Annotated in this window: 19 protein-coding genes; 8 read left to right on the top strand and 11 right to left on the bottom strand. The window is 52.3% G+C overall.

Translation table 11 applies throughout. The features are described from left to right. Window positions 1-15: 15 nt before the first annotated feature. Both AC0LWM_RS17660 and AC0LWM_RS17655 read right to left on the bottom strand, forming a co-directional pair. A complete protein-coding gene (locus AC0LWM_RS17660) occupies window positions 16-3243 on the bottom strand; it encodes an efflux RND transporter permease subunit (protein ID WP_474676293.1) in 3228 nt (1075 codons plus the stop codon). Between the two features lie 34 nt (window positions 3244-3277). Continuing rightward, window positions 3278-3793 carry a GbsR/MarR family transcriptional regulator gene (locus AC0LWM_RS17655; RefSeq protein WP_474676292.1) on the bottom strand — a complete coding sequence of 172 codons (516 nt, stop codon included), beginning with the start codon at window positions 3791-3793 and terminating at the stop codon, window positions 3278-3280. A 91-nt stretch (window positions 3794-3884) separates the two neighbouring features. Here AC0LWM_RS17655 and AC0LWM_RS17650 point away from each other — a divergent pair, with 91 nt between their 5' ends. Continuing rightward, window positions 3885-4313 (top strand): hypothetical protein, encoded by a 429-nt coding sequence (locus AC0LWM_RS17650; protein WP_474676291.1) that lies wholly within the window; start codon window positions 3885-3887, stop codon window positions 4311-4313. A gap of 555 nt (window positions 4314-4868) precedes the next feature. Here the strand turns inward: AC0LWM_RS17650 and AC0LWM_RS17645 are convergent. After that, window positions 4869-6416, bottom strand: a complete 1548-nt coding sequence (locus AC0LWM_RS17645; RefSeq protein WP_474676290.1) for a cellulase family glycosylhydrolase — start codon at window positions 6414-6416, stop codon at window positions 4869-4871. Window positions 6417-6586: 170 nt separating this feature from the next. Between AC0LWM_RS17645 and AC0LWM_RS17640 the strand changes: the two genes are divergently transcribed. From AC0LWM_RS17640 to AC0LWM_RS17630, 3 genes are all read left to right on the top strand, one after another. Beyond that, window positions 6587-7051 (top strand): GNAT family N-acetyltransferase, encoded by a 465-nt coding sequence (locus AC0LWM_RS17640; RefSeq protein WP_474676289.1) that lies wholly within the window; start codon window positions 6587-6589, stop codon window positions 7049-7051. A 71-nt stretch (window positions 7052-7122) separates the two neighbouring features. Beyond that, entirely contained in the window at window positions 7123-7617 is a 495-nt protein-coding gene (locus AC0LWM_RS17635) for a phage tail protein (RefSeq protein ID WP_474676288.1), read from the top strand. A gap of 516 nt (window positions 7618-8133) precedes the next feature. Next, window positions 8134-8943, top strand: coding sequence for a hypothetical protein (locus tag AC0LWM_RS17630; RefSeq protein ID WP_474676287.1), 810 nt, complete (start codon window positions 8134-8136; stop codon window positions 8941-8943). 11 nt (window positions 8944-8954) lie between these two features. On the opposite strand, the gene AC0LWM_RS17625 is transcribed toward AC0LWM_RS17630, so the two are convergent. Both AC0LWM_RS17625 and AC0LWM_RS17620 read right to left on the bottom strand, forming a co-directional pair. After that, entirely contained in the window at window positions 8955-9413 is a 459-nt protein-coding gene (locus AC0LWM_RS17625; protein WP_474676286.1) for a hypothetical protein, read from the bottom strand. Between the two features lie 191 nt (window positions 9414-9604). Then, window positions 9605-9964, bottom strand: coding sequence for a HesB/IscA family protein (locus AC0LWM_RS17620; protein ID WP_474676285.1), 360 nt, complete (start codon window positions 9962-9964; stop codon window positions 9605-9607). Between the two features lie 324 nt (window positions 9965-10288). On the opposite strand from AC0LWM_RS17620, the gene mqnE reads away from it, so the two are divergent. The 3 genes from mqnE to AC0LWM_RS17605 are packed head-to-tail and all read left to right on the top strand — an operon-like array spanning window position 10289 to window position 13481. Then, window positions 10289-11392, top strand: a complete 1104-nt coding sequence (mqnE, locus tag AC0LWM_RS17615) for an aminofutalosine synthase MqnE (RefSeq protein WP_474676284.1) — start codon at window positions 10289-10291, stop codon at window positions 11390-11392. A 2-nt stretch (window positions 11393-11394) separates the two neighbouring features. Then, window positions 11395-12372: a M23 family metallopeptidase gene (locus AC0LWM_RS17610; protein ID WP_474676283.1), complete on the top strand. Its 978-nt coding sequence runs from the start codon at window positions 11395-11397 to the stop codon at window positions 12370-12372. 47 nt (window positions 12373-12419) lie between these two features. Next, window positions 12420-13481: an NAD(P)/FAD-dependent oxidoreductase gene (locus AC0LWM_RS17605; RefSeq protein WP_474676282.1), complete on the top strand. Its 1062-nt coding sequence runs from the start codon at window positions 12420-12422 to the stop codon at window positions 13479-13481. 127 nt (window positions 13482-13608) lie between these two features. Here the strand turns inward: AC0LWM_RS17605 and AC0LWM_RS17600 are convergent, their stop codons facing one another. Then, complete coding sequence (locus tag AC0LWM_RS17600; RefSeq protein ID WP_474676281.1) at window positions 13609-13869, bottom strand: YuzB family protein; 261 nt, start codon at window positions 13867-13869, stop codon at window positions 13609-13611. A gap of 90 nt (window positions 13870-13959) precedes the next feature. Here AC0LWM_RS17600 and AC0LWM_RS17595 point away from each other — a divergent pair, with 90 nt between their 5' ends. Continuing rightward, entirely contained in the window at window positions 13960-14205 is a 246-nt protein-coding gene (locus AC0LWM_RS17595; RefSeq protein ID WP_474676280.1) for a NifU family protein, read from the top strand. 37 nt (window positions 14206-14242) lie between these two features. Here AC0LWM_RS17595 and AC0LWM_RS17590 read toward each other — a convergent pair whose 3' ends face one another. The 5 genes from AC0LWM_RS17590 to AC0LWM_RS17570 all read right to left on the bottom strand — a co-directional run bounded on the left by AC0LWM_RS17590 (window position 14243) and on the right by AC0LWM_RS17570 (window position 19239). Continuing rightward, window positions 14243-15028, bottom strand: a complete 786-nt coding sequence (locus AC0LWM_RS17590; RefSeq protein ID WP_474676448.1) for an SDR family oxidoreductase — start codon at window positions 15026-15028, stop codon at window positions 14243-14245. A gap of 38 nt (window positions 15029-15066) precedes the next feature. After that, window positions 15067-15765, bottom strand: coding sequence for a Cthe_2314 family HEPN domain-containing protein (locus AC0LWM_RS17585; RefSeq protein ID WP_474676279.1), 699 nt, complete (start codon window positions 15763-15765; stop codon window positions 15067-15069). A 115-nt stretch (window positions 15766-15880) separates the two neighbouring features. Further along, complete coding sequence (locus tag AC0LWM_RS17580) at window positions 15881-16063, bottom strand: hypothetical protein (protein WP_474676278.1); 183 nt, start codon at window positions 16061-16063, stop codon at window positions 15881-15883. A 322-nt stretch (window positions 16064-16385) separates the two neighbouring features. Further along, window positions 16386-18173 (bottom strand): UbiD family decarboxylase, encoded by a 1788-nt coding sequence (locus AC0LWM_RS17575; RefSeq protein ID WP_474676277.1) that lies wholly within the window; start codon window positions 18171-18173, stop codon window positions 16386-16388. Window positions 18174-18318: 145 nt separating this feature from the next. Further along, a complete protein-coding gene (locus AC0LWM_RS17570; protein WP_474676276.1) occupies window positions 18319-19239 on the bottom strand; it encodes a COX15/CtaA family protein in 921 nt (306 codons plus the stop codon). Window positions 19240-19373 lie beyond the last annotated feature (134 nt).

Raw genomic sequence — 19373 nt, 5'->3', positions numbered from 1 at the left:
GTTCCGGGATGCTGCTTATTGTTCCGCTGTACGTTTCTTGCGGAATTTCATGAGGAACTCGTATACGATCGGTACGATAACCAGTGTCAGCAGCGTCGAGCTGATCAAGCCGCCGATAACCGTAACGCCGAGCCCTTTGGAGATGAGTCCGCCGCTTTCGAAACCGAAGGCAAGCGGCAGCAGCGCGCCAATCGTGGCGAGGGCGGTCATCAGAATCGGACGCAAGCGCGTTTTCGCCGCCTCCAGCAGCGCATCGCGCGTCGATTGGCCTTCTTTCTCGCGCTTGATGACGCGGTCGATCAAGACGATCGCGTTCGTGACGACGATACCGATCAGCATCAGCGCGCCGATCATCGCCGATACGCTAAGCGTCTCGCCGGCGATCAGAAGCGCAACGAGGGCGCCGATGACCGTAAACGGCAGCGAGAACAGGATCGCGAACGGCGCAAGACCGCCGCCGAACGTAACGACGAGAACGAAGTATACGATCGCGATCGCAGCCAGCATCGCCATGCCGAGCTGGGAGAACGAGTCCGCCATTTGCTCGGCGACGCCGCCGAAGTTAACTTCAACGGTGGAAGGCTTCTCGATGCCTTCGATTTCTTTTTTCAGATCGGCCGTCACCTTCGATACGTCGCTCACTTTGATGTCGGCGGAAACGTCGGTATAGATCCGTCCGTTACGCAGCGTCACCGTGTTCGGCGATGTGCCTTCTTCCACCTTCATCACGTCTTTCACCGGCACTTGGATGCCAAGCGGCGATGTGACCGTAACATTTTCAATATCGGATTTATCCTTGTAATGCTTCTTGTCGACTTCAATATAAACGTTGATCTCTTGACCTTCGTTTTTGATCTTCGTTAATACCGGGCGTTCGCGTTCCGGCATAAGCGCCATCGCAATTTGCCCCGCGGTCAAACCATAGCTGCTCAGCTTCGCTTGATCCGCAACGAGCGTATACTGATCGTACGATTTGGACAAGCCGGTATCGGCTTTGCCAAGCCGATCATCTTTGCCGATCAAGTCGGTGATGCGGTCGACGACCGGTTTGATTTCATCCAGGCTTTGGCCGTAGACGTGCAAAGTCAGCTTATTGCTGCTTGCGGTTGCGCCGCCCATGTTCATTTCCTTCCACTCGCCCTTGCCGCCGAGCGCATTCAAATCTTTGACCACGGCTTCCTTCTCTTTATCGAACGCTTTGAACTCTTTCTTATATTCGGCGTAGAACAAAGCTTGCTTCGACGCGCTTGGGTTCATCGGATTTTTGCCGCCGACGGAATATTGCACCATCGTGACGCCTTCGCGCTTCATCAGCATTTCCTCCGCCTTCAGCGACAAGGACTCGACGTCCGCCTGCTTTTCGCCAGGAGCCGGATTGTAGGAGACGATCGCCATCTTCTGCTCGTCCGAAGGCAGGAAGCTCATGCCGACGAGCGGTACGAGGAACAAGCTGCCGATCAGCAAAATAACGGCGAGGCCAAACGCAATCAGCTTATGGTTGAGCGACCAGCGCAAGATGCCGACATAAGAAGCCGCAAGCTTGCCGGTTTTGTTCTCGTCGTGGCGCTGCGTGTCGCGAAGTCCTTTCTTGAACAAGGAGTGCGCCATCATCGGCACGACGGTAATGGCAACGAGCAAAGATGCAAGCAATGAAAATACGATCGTTAATGCAAACGGCATGAACATTTCGCCGATCGGCCCGCTTACAAGCCCCATCGGCAGGAATACGGCGATCGTAACGATCGTGGACGACATGATCGGCGTAATCATTTCCCTTGTCGCTGCGAGCATCAGCTCCGTGCCCTTTAACTTCTCGCCGGTCAGCGACATGCGGCGGTAAATGTTCTCGATGACGACGATGGAGTCATCGACGACGCGTCCGATCGCTACCGTCATCGCGCCAAGCGTCATGATGTTCAGCGTAATGTTCATTTCATTTAATAGAATAATGGCGATAAGCAGCGACAGCGGAATGGAAACGACCGAGATGATCGTCGTCCGGAAGTTTCGCAGGAACAGCAAAATGATGATGACCGCGAACAACGCGCCGAAGAGTGCCTTGCTCAGCATCGTGTTGACCGATTCTTCGATCGGCTTCCCTTGGTCGAAGGCATAAACGACCTTCAGATCCGGATCGTTTTTCTGGAACTCGGCCATTTTGTCTTTGGCGCTGTTCACGACGTCAACCGTGTTGGCGTCAGCTGCCTTGACGACCTGCACCGAAATCGACGGCTCGCCGTTCGTGCGCGAGATCGATTCCAGCACGCCGACGATTTGGACGTCGGCTATGTCTTTCAGCTTCACCGTCGGCAGCGCAATCGGCGGCATCGCTTGCCCCGTCGCAGGCTGCTGCACTTGCCCTTGCGGAGCTTGCTGCTGCCCGCCCGCTCCGCCTGCACCCTGCGCACCGGCTTGGCCGAATCCACCGGCGGCACCGGCATTCGGCATGCCTGCGCCGGCTCCCGAAGCGGCCCCTTGGCCTTTCCCTGCAGCCTGCTGCGGAATTGCCGGTATTTCGACATTTTGCAAATCTTCAAGTGTCGTAATATTGCCGTCGATGACAAGCGATTTTTCGGTATCGCCAACTTCCTGGATCCCTAGCGGAAACTTAACAACCGAGCCTTGAATGATCCCTTTGACCGTATCTTGGCTCAAACCCAAAGCTTTCATCTTATCTTCGTTAAACTTGATGTGCACTTCCTTCAGCTGTTGGCCGGACACTTGAACCGAACCCATGCCGTTTATGCCTTGCAATACCGGCAATACTTCTTTTTCCACGTATTCGGTCAGCTGCTCCGGCGTTTTCCCTTTGTCGGACAAGCTCATCGACAGTACGGGGAAAGCGTTCAAATTCAACCGCGACACCGATGGCGTTTGCGCGCCGGTCGGCAGCGTAAACTTGGAAATAACGTCTTTGACTTCGGTTTCGGCTTTCTCCATGTTCTTGGAATAATCGTATTCCAGCACGATAGAGGAGGCATTTTCCATCGAAGTCGAAGAGACGACGTTAACGCCTTGCAGGTTACGGACCTGAAGCTCGAGCGGCTTCGTTACCTTATCCAGAATCTCCTCCGGCGACGCTCCAGGATAGACGGTCGTCACCATGACGATCGGCACATCGATATTCGGGATCGTCTCCGATTTCATTTTTGTTCCGGAGTATAACCCTGCGATAACGACCAGTACCGTCAAAATCCAAATCGCAAACTTGTTATGCAGCGAAAACTTAATAATGCTGTTCAAACCTCACACTCCCTCTCCATCATTCTATTTTTATTTAATGTTCAAGCTCCAGCTGTTCGCGCCTTTCCTTCCATTCTTCCTCGAATCCGTCGAGACGCTTCAGAAAAATTTCCAGCAGCGCATTCAATTCATTCATGCGGCGCTTGAACACGGCAAACGATTCTTTGTCTTCCTCGATATCCTTGCATTGCTCCAATTCTTTTAAGACACCTTTGCAATATTTGCTTTCAATCGACAGCTTCTCGAACATTGAACCAATTAGCGTTAAGCTGAAAGAATCGTCGATCGAATAAAAATCTTTGCGATCATTGCCGCGTGCACGCTTATGGCATACGCCCGTTTTTTCCAGGCGGCGTATTTGAATGCTGACGGCTGCTTTCGTCACGCCAAGCTTGTCGGCCATTTCCTGCAAACCGAGCGGGTGCGGGGCAAAAATGAGATGCGAAAAAATACGCCCAAGTAGGGGACTGCTTCCATCCTGTTCAAAATTTAATGCTGTCCGTTCGCAAAAATCTTGTTTCAATTTCTCAAAGCCGGATGCTTTCTCCATACCACCCTCCCCTTTAGGTCGTTGTATCGTTTTTATCGTTAACAACATCATTAACGATCTAATTATAAAAGAGGGGGCGACACAGAGTCAAATGAATGAAAAATACTTGGCCCCGGAGCATTTTGTGTGGCTCATGGCTCTTGCGTGGCTCTTGCGTGGCTCTTGCGTGGCTCTTGCGCAAGTTGTGCCAATGTACATAAAAGCTGGCAGCGCGCCCCACAATATGGTCCGACACCACCACGAAACCTCCACCATGCGGACTATTCAGAAATTTTTGGCTGAAATTCAGCAAATATTTTCTGAAAAAATCTACTTTCAACTACGGATTCAGAAGACTCAGAAATTATTTACTGAAAAACAGAAAATTTTGGCTAATTTCAGAAATTACTTTCTGAATCTCGTTTATCCGCCCTCTTTTGTCCCTGAATTCAGCAATTTCTTTCTGAATTTCAGAAATTTTTGGCTTACTTCAAAAAGCAGCAGAAATTCCTTTCAATATCCCACCCGAGCTCCTATTTAGCATCTCAGCTAATCTATTCTCACCGGAGCTCATCCAACATAAAGGTAATTTCCCCACACCAGAACTCATCTTGATCAACTCAGCTAATATCCCTAATTGAGCTCATCTTCATTATCTCATGCATCCGAATCCATATTTATCATTTAGCTCATCTTCCCATATCCGAGCTAATGATCATCTCAGCACATTTTCTCCCATCTGAGCGCATCTTCATCATCTTAGCTAATCTTAGCTAATCTTAGCTTATCTTCCCTAATCCGATCTCATCTCGATCATCCAGCTCATCTTCGCCCACTCGAGCTCTACAAGATATATCCAAGCCCACCTTAGCCCAGCCGTGCTCTACATAATCATCCAGACACATCCTCTCTCATCCGTACTCATCGATCCTCCTGCTCATCTCCACATATATCTCCACTCTATTTGCTGAAAACTCGCCAAAAACTTGTTGCTACTCGAAAAACAGCCCCTTTCAGTCTTGTTACATTTAACCTGCCGTATGCCCTTAAAAAGAAGAAACGGCTACGCCGTCTTGCCCGCGTAACCGTCTAGATTTTATTTCGTCGATCTACTGACTCCGATCCGAATCGTTCTTTCGAGCTGCCCCCCTGATGCTGACGCAGGAGGTACGATCACATATCCCGCTTTGCTTCCCTCGATGTTTTCCAGCGTATACGAGTCGTCAGCCGACGATAAGGAAACGCCTCCGTCTCTTGCCGCCGCAAGATCCGGAACATAAATGACAGTAGGCGCAGCGGCCTCCCCTGCTGGAGCCGAAGCATGTTCTTCCTCCCACGCCATCGTGAAAACGTCGGTATCGGGGTCGTGGCTGTACTGCTTCAATTGACCGGCAATCCTCATCGGGTATGCACGGCTTATCGCCTTGAAGAAAGTATACCGGTCCATATTGCGACCCTCGTAGCTCCAATACGTATCTCCGCACAATAGCCGCTCGAAATTTTCCTTTACGGCATATGCTGCATCCTTTGCTCCGGCAGAGCCGTAATACGCACCCCATTCCCCGATCAACATCGGCATGCCAAGACGCTCCCGCGTTTGTTCATGACGTTCGAAGATGAGCCGAACCCGGTCCGCATTCGCCGCATCCGAAAAGCTCGTATCGGTGACGAGATCATAGCCGTGAGGCGCATAAACTTGGTGCGAATCGCGTTCTCCGTTTACGCCGACAGCGGGCTCGATCCCGCTTTTAACCCCCATATTGGAAAAATAATTCGTTTCCAAAAAAATAGCCGTGTCCGAATCAACCTGTCGAATCGCCTGTGTCACCTTGGAGAAAAAGGCCGATAACGTCTCCCGCTCGAACCGGGCGTAACCCTCGGCGACAACATCGATAATGGCCGAATAGCGACCTGCTTCGCCCATAAATTGCAAAACGTTCATCCGCTTCTCAGGATCGAAAAAGTCCTGGATCAATTGCTCGATGTTCGGCTCGGCTATTCCGTGCGCCGCAGCGTACTCCTCGGCATATTTCTTAAACATGAGTGGTTGCACCCGATTTACTTCCGACCCGATAAACGGCTCGTTCATCAAATCGTAGCCGATCACTGCAGGATGTCCTGCGAACCGCTTCGCCACGTGCCGCCATGCCGCCGCATAATGATCCTGCAGCCCGACGCCGTCCGCAGCCGGCGCATTGCTCCACAATCGGTCGAACGCGCGCTGCACGGCGGGGCTGATCAAATACGCGTCGCTCCATACGTCGCCCGTCACATGCGGTTCGCCATCCGTAAGCGTCGCCCATTGCGGCGCTCCGTCACCATAATCGACGCCGTACAAATCTTGATGCATGTCGAGGAATACCCACAAACCGTGCTTCGCCGCATCGTCGACGAGCTTCTCCGTCTCCGCGAGATAAGCATCGTCATATTTGCCCGGCTCCGGCTCAACGCCGTCCCAAATGATGCCGAGCCGCACGACGTTGAACCCCCACTCCTTCAGCTTGCGGAAATCCTCTTCTTCCCACAAGCCGACATAATTGCACGCTTTATCTTTATTGACCATATTAATGCCATGCAGAATGACCTGCCGTCCTTCTTCATCCACGAACCGGCTGCCTTGAACTTGAATCGAGTGCTTCGTCATTCGAGTTTCACCTTCCCTCACAATATGTACTGACTAGTCAGTACAATTATATGGCGAAAGGATGAATTTGTAAACAAAAAAACACCCTCAACCCCCTCCACACACTTCCCCCGCTCTGTAAATATGATGATGTAATTTGATATTCAGGGAGGTGGATTGGGAAACCAGTTATGCTAACCACAGTTGAAGCAACGCCGGGAGACGAGGCTTTCCTTTATAAAATATATTGCAGCACTAGAAATGAGGAAGTATCTTGCTGGGGGTGGGGAAACGATGAGCTGGATGCTTTTTTGCGCATGCAGTTCCATTGTCAAAAGCGATCCTATGAGAGCCAATATCCTCATGCCGAGCAAAAGATCATTTGGAATCAAGGGGTTCGAGTGGGAAGAATCATAGTCGGTGAAACGGATCAAGAAATCCAATTGATCGATATCTCCCTATTGCCTGAATATAGGAGCAACGGCATTGGAACAACCTTGTTAAAACAATTGAAAGATGCTGCCGCAGCTTGCGGGAAACCGATTCGACTCCAAGTATTCCGTTCCAACCGCGCCTTGTCCCTTTATGAACGGATCGGTTTTCGGATATGCGGAGGAGACGAGCCCTACGCAGCTATGGAATGCAGGTGCAGTTGAAATTGCCTGCCTCTTTCCGCTATTCGCCCTCAAAAGTCAGCTTACATTGAGTAAAATAGGAGGATTCCGATATGGCAAATCAATATATTGGCGAGATCCGACTGTTTCCCTACACTTTTGCTCCGAAAGGTTGGGCGTTTTGCGACGGGCAATTGCTGCCGATCAGTCAAAACACCGCATTGTTTTCCCTGCTGGGGTATAATTACGGGGGTAGCGGGTTATTTTTTGCGCTTCCGGACTTAAGAGGCAGAGTGGCGATCCATCAGGGGACCGGTTTCCCGCTCGCTCAATCAGGTGGCGAAGTCACGCATGTTCTTACCGTTCCCGAAATGCCCAGCCATACCCATCAAGCGAATGGAAGCTCTGATGAGGCCAATACGGTGGTCGCGAGCAATAACGTGTGGGCACTGTCGGAAAACCTCACATACAACCAGTCCGGCAACACGCCAATGAACCCTTCGGCGATATCTTCCGCCGGCGGCGATCAGCCGCATAATAATATGCAGCCGTATCTCGTGCTTCATTACTGCATCGCCTTGGAGGGGATATTTCCACCGCAAAATTGAATTTCACATATAGAACGGTTATTCCTTCAGCCAAAACAGGCCCCAATCTAGTAACACCTAACCACTTCATGCCTTCTCTTCGCGCATACAATGGGACGAGTAGCGGGGAGGAGGTTTTATCACGTGCCGATATGCAAAAGTAAAATGATAAGTACAAGAAAATGTTCAAAAAAACCCGACTATCGAAAAAAGATCATCCATCGACGATGCCGCAAAAAAACGAAAAAATGCTGCATTGTAAACATCATCAAACATGACTGCCGCCGAGGACCTCGAGGGTTTCGAGGACTCCGGGGACTCCGGGGACTCCCTGGGCCGCGTGGGGCTCATGGACTTCGCGGGCCACGTGGACTCCGTGGACCCCAAGGGCGTAGAGGAGCAAGAGGCCCACGAGGCTCCGTATCGGGGATAGGCATTTACGGAGACGGTTCGGCGGGCGTACTCCGTGTCGTTAGCGGACAAACTCTAAATCTGAGCGACCCTGCCGGTCTCGCTTCATTACCAGCCGGATTCAATTTGCAGTTTTCTCTGATCGATATTGCAGGTACGTTAATCGTTCCGAGCGGGACCGTGCTGCAATCATCCGGCAATTGCACCGTGACTGGAACGATTTCGGTCCTTGGGGGTGCTGCCGACTCAGGCAACGGTACGCCAAACTTTGGCGCTGCTCTTGCGGATGCGGGACCATATAACGGCGGTATCGGCCTGAGCGCTCTTCAAGCCGCACAGTTGAACCCTGAAGCAACCGCAGGCGGAGCTGGAAGCCGCGTGCTGTTGGGCGGCGGCGGAGAAGGGGGCGGAGGGCTAGTTCTGCTTATTAAGGGCACTACGCACGTCGCCGGTGGTGCAATCGTCAGCGCGAACGGCAATAACGGAACGAACCCGCAAATTCCCGGTAAAGGCATTGTCGGAAGCGGCGGCGGCGCAGGCGGGGTCATCGTTATCGTCGGAAAAGGCGCTATCGTAATCGAAGGTACGCTAAGGGCGAACGGCGGCAATGGAGCGGACGGCTGGGACGGCAACAACGGGGATGGCGAAGGCGGTGGCGGCGGCGGTTCCGGCGGAATCATCCACCTGATCTCCTCAACGTCTCCCAGCATTACCGGAATTCTGCAAGTGAACAACGGTTCAGGCGGGGTTAACGCCCTTGGAACTACCGGAATAATTACCGTTGGCGGAGGCGGCGGCGCATGCGGCGGCAACGGCGGCAATGGCGGCGGCACCCCGGTTATCGGCCAGCCGGCTGTCGCTTCCCAACCCGGACAAATCGGTCAAGTATTGCAGACGATCGTACCGGCGCCGGAAAATCTATATTTTGACTCTTGATTTTTCATCGTCTAAATCGATTCCAAGCTTTTTTCTTTGATTGCCAATTTGATGATTTCTTTTTTGTAGGATGTGTCCGAATAAATATAAATGTATGGAAGAACAACAATAAGGAATACGCCAACCGCTACCAATAGCGGTTCTTTGATTTGCAGCAAATCTCGGGATTCGATGAGGACTTTGATTTGTTCCCCGAAGAAACTGAAAATCAAACCAAAAAACAATCCCAAAAAGAATATCATGGAAGATTTGAATGTATCTTGCTTGGCCTCCAATGCGGCCAATCTCATTTCCAATTGCGGCGCCGTAAAATGCTCCATATAAAATTGCTTCATTTGTTCGTGCTTTTTTAAGCCTCGTTTTATTTTGGCGGCAGCTCTTGTTTGCTTCCGTGATTGTTTTTCGCTTTTTTTTAAAGCCTCAAGGTTTTGGCGCATTCTTCGATAATTCAACTCTTCAGCTGGTTCCATAATAACCCTCCACTTTGTCCGGCAGATAGTTAAAGTTTAACATATTTTTTGCGGCCAAGCAGGCATGATCAAAAAAAAGACCTTTATAACGATAAACGACGTGCATTTATCGTCATAAAGGTCGTGATGTTCTCCTAACATCAAGCGAATACGAACGTATCGCTCAACGATTCATTGGGTATGGTGCCGGATCAGCAAGGCTCCGCAGCCGGATTGCCTGCTTCGGTCGCCGTACGGAACGACGAGCCGCAGCCGCATGTCGCGGTAGCGTTCGGATTGTTGATCGTGAACCCGCCGCCCATGCCGGACTCCTTGAAGTCGATTTCGAGGCCGCGCAAATATTTAACGCTGTCAGCGTCAACGACAACTTTAAGCCCTTGAATGTTCATCACTTCGTCTGTATCGTGCTGCTCGTCGTCAAAGCCCATGCCGTACGAGAATCCGCTGCAGCCCCCGGCCTTGACGCCGATGCGCAGGAACAGGTTCGGCGTTTCTTCCGCCGCGAGCATTTCTTGTATTTTTTCGCCAGCCAGTTCGCTAATGGTAATCATTGTAGTTCCCTCCTTCAATGCACCTAAGAAACATCGCTAACTACGACGCTTCTGTCTCAAGTATACAAAGAAAATCATCTTGTCACAAGAGGAATTCACTTACTTAAATAAAGTATTATATTGCCCCTGTGCGCGAACAGGTTTATAATAGAAAAGTCAAAGTTGCATCGATCCTACACATCGGCAAGATTCGGCTTTTTATCGTCATGGGTCGGATATCTTTGTGCAAGGTTTCACAAACTTTTGCGCAAGTCACAATCATCCTGTACGACGAAGCTTTACGAAAATTAACGCTCAAATCTTAAACTTTAAGGAGGTTTCTACATGCACGTCATTACAAGCAGTCCTGACAAGCGGATGGCGGAAATTGCCGAGAAGGTTCAGCACGGCGTCCGGCTGTCGCAGGAGGACGGAATATTTCTGTACAAGTCTGATGACTTGTTGACCATCGGTCAATTGGCCGATACGGTAAATCAGCGCAAAAACGGCAAAAAGGTTTATTTTATCGAAAATATGAGCCTTTATTTCACCAACGTATGTGAAGCGCACTGCGCATTTTGCAACTTCCGCAAAGATGAGGGAGATGAAGGCGCATATACGCTCAGCGGCGAGCAAATGATTGAATACGTGGAGCAGCACATCCATCCCGGCGTTCGCGAATTTCATATCGTCGGCGGACATAATCCGCACGTTCCTTTTCAATATTATGTCGATTCGATCGAGGCGTTGCACAAAAAATACCCTGACGTCACGATCAAAGCCTATACCGCGGCGGAAATCGACTTTTTCTCCCGCATCAGCGGGCTCAGCTACAAGGAAGTGCTGCAGGCGCTTATGGCCGTAGGTCTCAAATCGCTTACCGGCGGCGGCGCGGAAATTTTGGACGATCATTACCGATCCAAAATGAAAGTGGAAAAAGCAGGCGTCCAGCAATACCTCGACGTGCACCGGGCGGCGCACGAGCTTGGACTCAAAACGCATACAACGATGCTGTACAGCCAAGTCGAAACCGTCGAGCAGCGCATCGAGCACATGCTGCACCTGCGTGAGCTTCAGGACGAGACGAACGGCTTTATGGTGTTCATCCCGCTCTCGATGCAGCCGATTAATCCGAAAGCCGGCATCAAACGCCGCAATTCGGCCTTCGAGGACTTGAAGGCGATCGCGATCGGCCGCCTGATGCTGGACAACTTCCAGCATGTCAAAGCCTACTTCATCAACATCGGCACGCAGCTCACCCAAGTTGCTCTCACTTGCGGCGCTTCGGACGCGCACGGTACGATCGTCCGCGAACGGATCAGCCACGCGGCCGGTGCGTTAACGCCTGCCGGCATTACGCGCGACGAGCTCATTTGGCTCATTAAAGGCGCAGGCCGTACGCCGGTAGAACGCGATACATTTTATAACGAAATCAAGGTGTATGAATAACGATGCGCAATCTGCTGCGTAAATCCGTTGCCGTCACGTTGCTATGCGGCTTGTCGCTTCTCGCCCTGCCGCAGTCCGAGCTAGTCATCGCAGAATCGCAGACGAACCAGAATAAAGTGGCGCCCATTCCTACGAATGCCGGCGCCTCAGGTACGCCGAAGTCCACACCCGCGAATGCAGCGGTTTCCGCGGCGCTCGAGGCGAAGCTTACCGCAAGTCAGCTTGCCGCCAAGTGGCTCTTGCTTCCGCAAACGGCGTCGCAAGGCGATGTCGTGCTTGTCCGTTCGACTAAGCAAGGCTCCGTAACGTGGTTGAAAAAAACGTACAAGCTGCAGCCGTACGGCAAAGGTTATTACACGTACTTGCCTGTTCCGAAGGATATGAAGGCGGGCAAATATAAAGTCGGCGAGGTTGAACTGACGGTCAAGAAGAAAAAGTTCGACGTCCAGTATTTGGAGGTCACGAAAGAACAGGAAGCAATGCGCCGCGATACGAAGAAAATCGAGGCCGACCAGATCAAGGTCAACAAAGCGCGCAGCAAATCTTCGCCGATCTTCCTGTTCAAGGAGTCGTTTCTGCAGCCGATTCAAGGCCGTTTATCCACGCCGTATGGGTTTACCCGTTATATTAACGGCAAGCTGAACAGCAGCCATAATGCGATCGATTTGGCCGCCAAACAGGGCACGAAGGTCAAAGCCGCGAACGACGGCAAGGTCGTCCTTGCGGAAATGCTCTATTTGCCAGGCAACACGATCTATATCGATCACGGCATGGGATTATATACGCAGTATGCGCATCTGTCCAAAATCAATGTCAAACCCGGCGATACGGTCAAAAAAGGCGATGTCATCGGCCTAGTCGGGTCGACCGGCTTTTCGACGGGTCCGCATTTGCATTTTGCTTTTTTTGTCGGCAATACACCCGTAAATCCGAATGTGTTTTTCGATACAACGCCGTTTTTATGGAATACTAAGAAGTAACAGCTTATTCAAGCCCTCAGGCACCATAGAAAGGAACATGGATTCTTATGAAAAATTTCGTCATCTTGGGCGGCGGATACGGCGGCTTGACGGTCGCCATGAATTTGCTCGAACAGGAGCTGCCGGACGATACGAACGTCATTATGATCGACCGGATGCCGTATCAAGGATTAAAAACGGAATATTACGCCCTTGCGGCCGGGACAGTGCCGGATATCGATATCCGCGTCCAGTATCCGGTTGATCCGCGATTAATCTTGAAATACGGCGAGGTGACCTCCGTCAACTTGCAGAACCGCCAGGTCGAATTGCAGGACCAAGAGCCGATCGATTACGAGTGGCTTGTTATCGCCCTGGGCTGCACGGACAAATATCACGGCATTATCGGCGCAGAGCAATACTCGCACAGCATCCAGACGTTATCCAGCACAAGACGGACGTACCGTTATTTGAACGACGTCAAGCCTTACGGCCAGGTCACGATCGTCGGCGGCGGGCTGAGCGGCGTCGAGGTCGCTTCCGAGCTGCGCGAAAGCCGCAAGGACTTGAACATTCGCATTCTGGACCGCGGGCCGAGCATTTTGTCGGCGTTTCCGAGCGCAGCCCAGAAGTACGTCGCTTCGTGGTTCCATGAACATGAAGTCGAAATGTGCGGCCACATTTCGCTCTGCCGGCTGGAGGAAGGCGTGTTATACGACCAGGACCGTCCGATCTATACCGACGTCACCGTCTGGACGGCGGGGATTCAACCTAGCCCGATCGTGCAGCAGCTCGATCTGGAGAAAGACGCCCAAGGCCGTATAGTATTGAACCAATATCATCAAGTTCCCGCCTTCCCCGAAGTTTTTGTCGTCGGCGATTGCGCAAGCCTCCCCTTCTCGCCGAGCGCGCAAGCGGCGCAAGCACAGGGCAAGCAAGTGGCTGAAGTGATGGAGGCGATTTGGCGAGGCGAAACGCCGCGTCTTGGCAAGATCAAGCTGAAAGGCGTGCTAGGCTCCCTCGGCAAAAAAGCCGGCTTCGGCATGATGGGCAAAACGACATTGACCGGACGTGTTCCACGTGCATTGAAGAGCGGCGTTTTGTGGAAATCGAAGCATCATTTCGGTTAATAACGGACTTACTCCGAACAAGCTGGCGCTCCAAGCGGAAGAGCCGGCTTTTTTGGCACAAAAAACGGTTCGAATCGATGCACCCCGCAAGGGGTTGCATCGATTCGAACCGATTCGTTCATCTGGACTAATCCAGGTCATAATCAATATTGAACGAGGCTTCGTATTCGCGAATCGCCTCCAGAATTTTCTCGTGAAGCTCCTCGGCCGTTGGTGCGGCAACGATTTCCCCGTTCACCAGCGCGTAAGGGAATAAGTAGCACTCGCCACAGTTGCCGAGACAGCCGTATTCGATGACATCATATTCGGGATTTTGTTCCAATTCTTTCATCACTTTTTCGGTGCCATGGTGCATGTTGGCCGCGCAAAATTCGATGATCGGTCTCATGATTCGTTCCACCTAACCAGTTTCATGGCTTAGCCATTTTATTTTCTGACATATTGTAATATAATAAACTTTAGAAAGGAGTTGAAGCAAATGAGCGAAAGCGCACAAAACACAATGTACGACGAAATCCTTGAGGTTTTGGATAAACTTCGCCCGTTCCTGCAGCGCGACGGCGGCGACGTTGAGCTCGTTGACGTCGAAGACGGCATCGTTAAGCTGAAGCTGATGGGTGCTTGCGGCAGCTGCCCTAGCTCCACCATCACGTTGAAAGCCGGCATCGAACGCGCTCTGGTCGAAGAGGTTGAAGGCGTTAAAGAAGTTATGCAAGTTTTCTAATTCATGGACCGCCATTATAGTAAGAGTCTCGCTTATGTCAGCGAGGCTCTTTTGCTGTCTTCACCAAAGTCCGGATCGGGTCCAGCCCGCCGGATACATCCATCATATTGCCCGTAATAAAATCCGATTGCGGCTCGCATAAAAACGAAATCATGCGAGCGACGTCCTCACCGGTTCCCGGCCGGCCGCGCGGCGATTCTTCATCCTCCAGGTGCTCCACTTCGGCGATCCGTTTTTCTTTGTTCGATCCGCGGATGTCGCCCGGACAAATCATATTCACCGTCACGCCGTGTGCGGCTTCTTCGACGGCAAGCGTCTTCGTGAAGGAGACGAGTCCCACCTTGGCGGCGGCATATACGGCGCGATGCGGCCAGCCTCTTGCTTCCGCAGCATGGCCGAATCCAAAATGGATGATCCGCCCCCAGCCGCGCTCGCGCATCCCCGGCAGCACAAGATGGTCGAGCAGCATGACGCCGACCAAGTTGCCCTGCAGCAAATAATGGATTTCATCCCATGTGTAATCGCCGAACAACCTTCTCTCCCGAATAAAAGGCCCCGCATTATTAATCAGGATGTCGATTCCGCCGAATCGTTCCTCGATGTCCCGCACAAGCGCGGTCAGCTCATCCTGCTTCGTTACGTCCGCCTTGTAAGCGGAGCATCGTACGCCCATCGCTTCGATCGTGATTGCCAGCTCCAGCGCTTCCGCTTCGCTGTTCACATAAGTCAATACGATGTCGCAGCCCTTTTCGGCCAGCACGAGTGCGGTCATTTTGCCAAGACCTTTGGCGCTGCCCGTAATGAGCGCAACTTTGTGACGCAAACTTCCGTTTACGGTCATCCCCGGTTTCCCCCCACACTTTACAGTTGCGTGCGACAATATCGACATGCCGTTGCGATCGTCCGGCACACCATATCGTATCCGCTTTTCAGCTCGTTCGTGTTGTCTGCGATATTTTCCAACCTGGCATGAGCGCCCAATTCGCGGTGGCTCTGTTCCAAATCGTCCTGCATCTCCGCGTTCATATGATGAATTTCCATATTGCGCGTGTTCCGCAGCTTCGACAATTCATTCTGATACTGATTTTTCAGCGTGGTCAGCCTTAGTTCCAGTTTATCATGAACGCTCGCCTGACGCATCTGCCGGAGGACGGTGAAATAGGAAAATCGCGACTTCACCTTCTCCGTACGCAAATCGAACAGCCGGTTCAGGAACACGCCTAACTTGTCGAGAATGGAGAACACGCGAATGATCGCATTTTTGAAAAAATAAACATGCCGGTAATAGTTCAGCTTCTCTTCTTCCGACATGTCGGCAACCGACGACTTCGTGATCATCGCGGCGAACCGGTTGCTGCAGTAGACGCTTTGTTCGAGCTCGTCCAGCGATACGCGCAGCCCGCGCACCCACACATCCAACTGTCGAAACAGATGCCGGGGATCGCTGCTATGCAGCATCAGCTGCTGGATTCGGCCGCTTAGCTCGTCTATGGCTTCCATCGCCGCAAGCAATTGTCCTTCGTCTTTTCTTGGCGGCTCCCCAAACAAGCTTCGCAACATCAGGTCATACACCTCCGCTATGATTCGTCGACTTCCGGCTTCCGCTGGCCGGGGCGGACCCGGTACGCTGCCGAACTCGCAGCATCCGTCGCATAAAGCGCCGTTCACGCCAAGCTCATCCGCTTACCGAATTATTCGCCAGCAGGTCGCCGTTTACCTGCCAATAGGACAAATCGGCCTCCATCCCGACCGAGGACAGTAAGGCAGAGCAAAGCCGCAAGCAGCAGCTGTCGCCCGCAATCCGAACGGCGATCCGCTTCGCGCGATAAGAAAAGCTTCTATTCGAAGCATTCTCCACGATGAATGACCCTGCGTAAAAGGAAGCTTTTCTTGGTAAAGAAAGTTCTCTTTCACTTTAACGCGTTATCGAACTTAAACTTTCTTTATCGTTAAACATAAGTATTCGCCCGCAGTAGATGAACAATACTTATGGAGCGGATGCCCATATCTCTTTTCATAAAAAGAAAGGGGTCCTACTCCCGTCCCCCAACTTTCATGGACGAGACGTTGGTCCCCCATAACAGATATACGATTGCTACTGCTGCACGCGGCATCATGGACGGACGATCGTCCCCACGCCCCTACTTTCTCCTGCTTCCCTATTTCTATGTCGATGCTCGTTACAGGCTGCTCGCACCGTTCATGCCGTACGGAAAATATTCCTTCCAGCGCTTCGTCACAAGCTCCACGATGTCCTCGCGCGGGAACAGCTCGTCCGGATATCCCGGCTTCATCCGGGCATCGATAACGATCGGCAGCTCGTACGACAAATGGTGGTTCCGGATTTCCGCATCGGCGTAAATATCGTGCGCCGGGTTGAATCGGGTGAATACCGCCCATAGGAACGCCATCTGGCTGCGCGCGATCGAAGCGTCGTCCGCCAAAATGACGAACGGCCAAGGCGTCGATGCCTCGCGCAGACGGGCGAGCAGACGCTTCGGAAGCTCCGGCTCGTCGACGTACGACGCACCGGAAACGACGAGGCAGCCGCGGCAATAGACTTCGGCCGCATCGATTTCATCGATCGGGCCGCCTTCATAAGCGGAAGGCAGCTCGCGAATCGGGGCGCCCGTGCCGAGCATAACGGCTTTGCTGCCGTGATTCAGCTGCAGTCCGGTGTAGTCGAGCGTGTCGTGCGACGTTTTATTGAAAATGAACAGATCCTTGCGCGGATCGAAACGTTCCAGCACGGTCTCGAGCAAATGCTTGAAGTCGGCCAGATCCAGCGTTTGGTCGGTCAATATTAAAAACTTCGTCAGCGTTAGTTGGCCTTCGCCGAGAATGCGGAACGCGGTGCCAAGCGCCTCACGCGAGTAACTCTCGCGCACGATCGCCGCCGCCAGCGGATGAACGCCCGTTTCGGCATATGCCCATAACGACTTGACACCCGGCATCGCCATCGGAAACGCAGGCGCAAGCAGACGCTGTAAATACTCGCCGAGGAAATAGTCTTCCTGGCGCGGCTTGCCGACGATCGTCGCCGGATAGATGGCGTCCTTGCGGTGCCAAACGTGATCTACGTTGAATACGGGGAAATCATGAATAAGCGAATAATAGCCGTAATGATCGCCGAACGGCCCTTCCGGCCGTCGCTCGTGCGGCGGCACGTATCCGCAGATCGCGAATTCGGCTTCCGCAGGCAAGCGGTGAACGCCGTACGGATCGTCGACAACAGGCAGCTTCTGCCCCATAATGAGCGAGGCCAGCATCAGCTCAGGCAAATGCTCGGGAACCGGCGCGATTGCAGCGGCAATCAACGCGGGCGGTCCGCCGAGGAAGACCGATACGGGCAGCGGCTGGTTCCGCTTCTCCGCCTCGTGGTAATGGAAGCCGCCGCCCTTATGGATTTGCCAGTGCATGCCGGTTGTTTGCCCGTCGTAGACTTGCATCCGGTACATCCCGAGATTGTGGTGCTTGTTGTCCGGATGCTCCGTATAGACGAGCGGCAATGTCACGAACGGTCCGCCGTCTTCTTGCCAGCTTGTCAGCACCGGCAGCGTGTCCATCGGCTGCTGCTTGCGGCATACGTCAAGAATCGGCGTTTGGCCGTTCGCCGCTTTTTTCGTGCCGACCCGGGCCAAATCGAAGATCAGTCCCCGTTCGTTCCATAACGCCTTCGGGGTAGGCGGCATCAAAGTGCTCGTCGCTCCGATGATTTGCTTCATGAATTGCTCGGGCCTCGGTCCAAACGCCAGGTCGACGCGACGGCTTGTCCCGAACAAATTCGTAAGCACCGGAAACGGACTGCCCTTTACGTTCGTGAACAGAAGCGCAGGGCCCTGCTCGTCGATCACCCTGCGGTGAATTTCGGCAAGCTCCAAGTATGGATCTACCGGAGCCGTAATTTCGATCAAATCTTTTTCTTTGCGCAATACGTCCACGAATGATCGTAAATTTGTATGAATCAATGAACTGCCCCCTATATAACGGAAGTTATCATGGATAAACGGCTAGCGCCGTCCACGTCGGCGCATCGTTTACCAAGAAATATAAGCCAAGTATAAAGTGAAACTTATCCTTTCTTATATTTTAAAAAAATTGCAGATGAGCGGCTCATCTGCTTAATTGCCAAGCGCGTATGCATAAATAACTGAGTACGCTGAACAACACGGATATGATTGCCGTATGGAGCATACTGGAGAACAACTGCCAATCTTCCGAGCCGAACGTAACGGTCACGAAGCCGCCACTGAACACTTGGAGCACAACTAACGTGAGCGACCATAAACTTGCGGAATATAACTCACGAATATGATTGTACTTGCGCGACGCCACGAAAGCAACCGCCGCGATCAGAAAGAACAACAGTAAAGCGGCAATACGGTGCGTAAAGGCGATTAATGTCGCTCCCGAAAGCTCGGGAATAAATTGTCCGTTGCAGAGCGGCCAACCGACGCAGCCGCCGGCGGATTCCGTATGGCGAACGAATGCGCCGATATATACGACGATATAGCAATAGATGCTGACGAGCCATATTGCATTTCGGAACGACTTGGGAACCGACCGGCCGACGGCCATAGCGTATTCGGCTTTGCCCAAGCTGATCCGTCTCATGTACACCGCCAGCAGCAGCGTACAAGCAAAAGCCAGCATCGAGATGCCGAAATGCAGCGCCTTGACGGCCGACGACTGCGACCACATGACGGCCATCGCACCAAGCACGGCCTGTACGATCGTAAAGAACAACGCGCCATACGCAAACCATTTGACGTCTTTACGCTGTTTCACATATCGCGATATGGCGATGGCCGTCGCCACAATGATAAGGCCTACGACACCGGTTACGGCCCGGTGCGAATATTCTATGATGGATTCAACCGTATAAGCAGGAATGAACTTGCCGTTGCAGAGCGGAAAATCATCGCCGCAACCGCGGCCGGAGCCGGTTTTCGTTACGAGCGCGCCTGCCAGCAGCACAAGAAACATGCCGATGCAGGAAATATAAGCAAGCCACTTCAAACTGTTCGTTTTCATGCCAGCACCTTCTCTCTGAGATCACCATTCATTATAGCGATAATCGACTGTTAAATCCATGCAGAAAATGTGACAAAGTCGGTACGTAAACATGAACTGTGTGAACGGCTTGTCCATCGGATCTGCTTTCATAA

The sequence above is a fragment of the Paenibacillus sp. sgz302148 genome (assembly GCF_056120465.1).
This window is presented reverse-complemented; position numbering and strand designations above follow the sequence as displayed.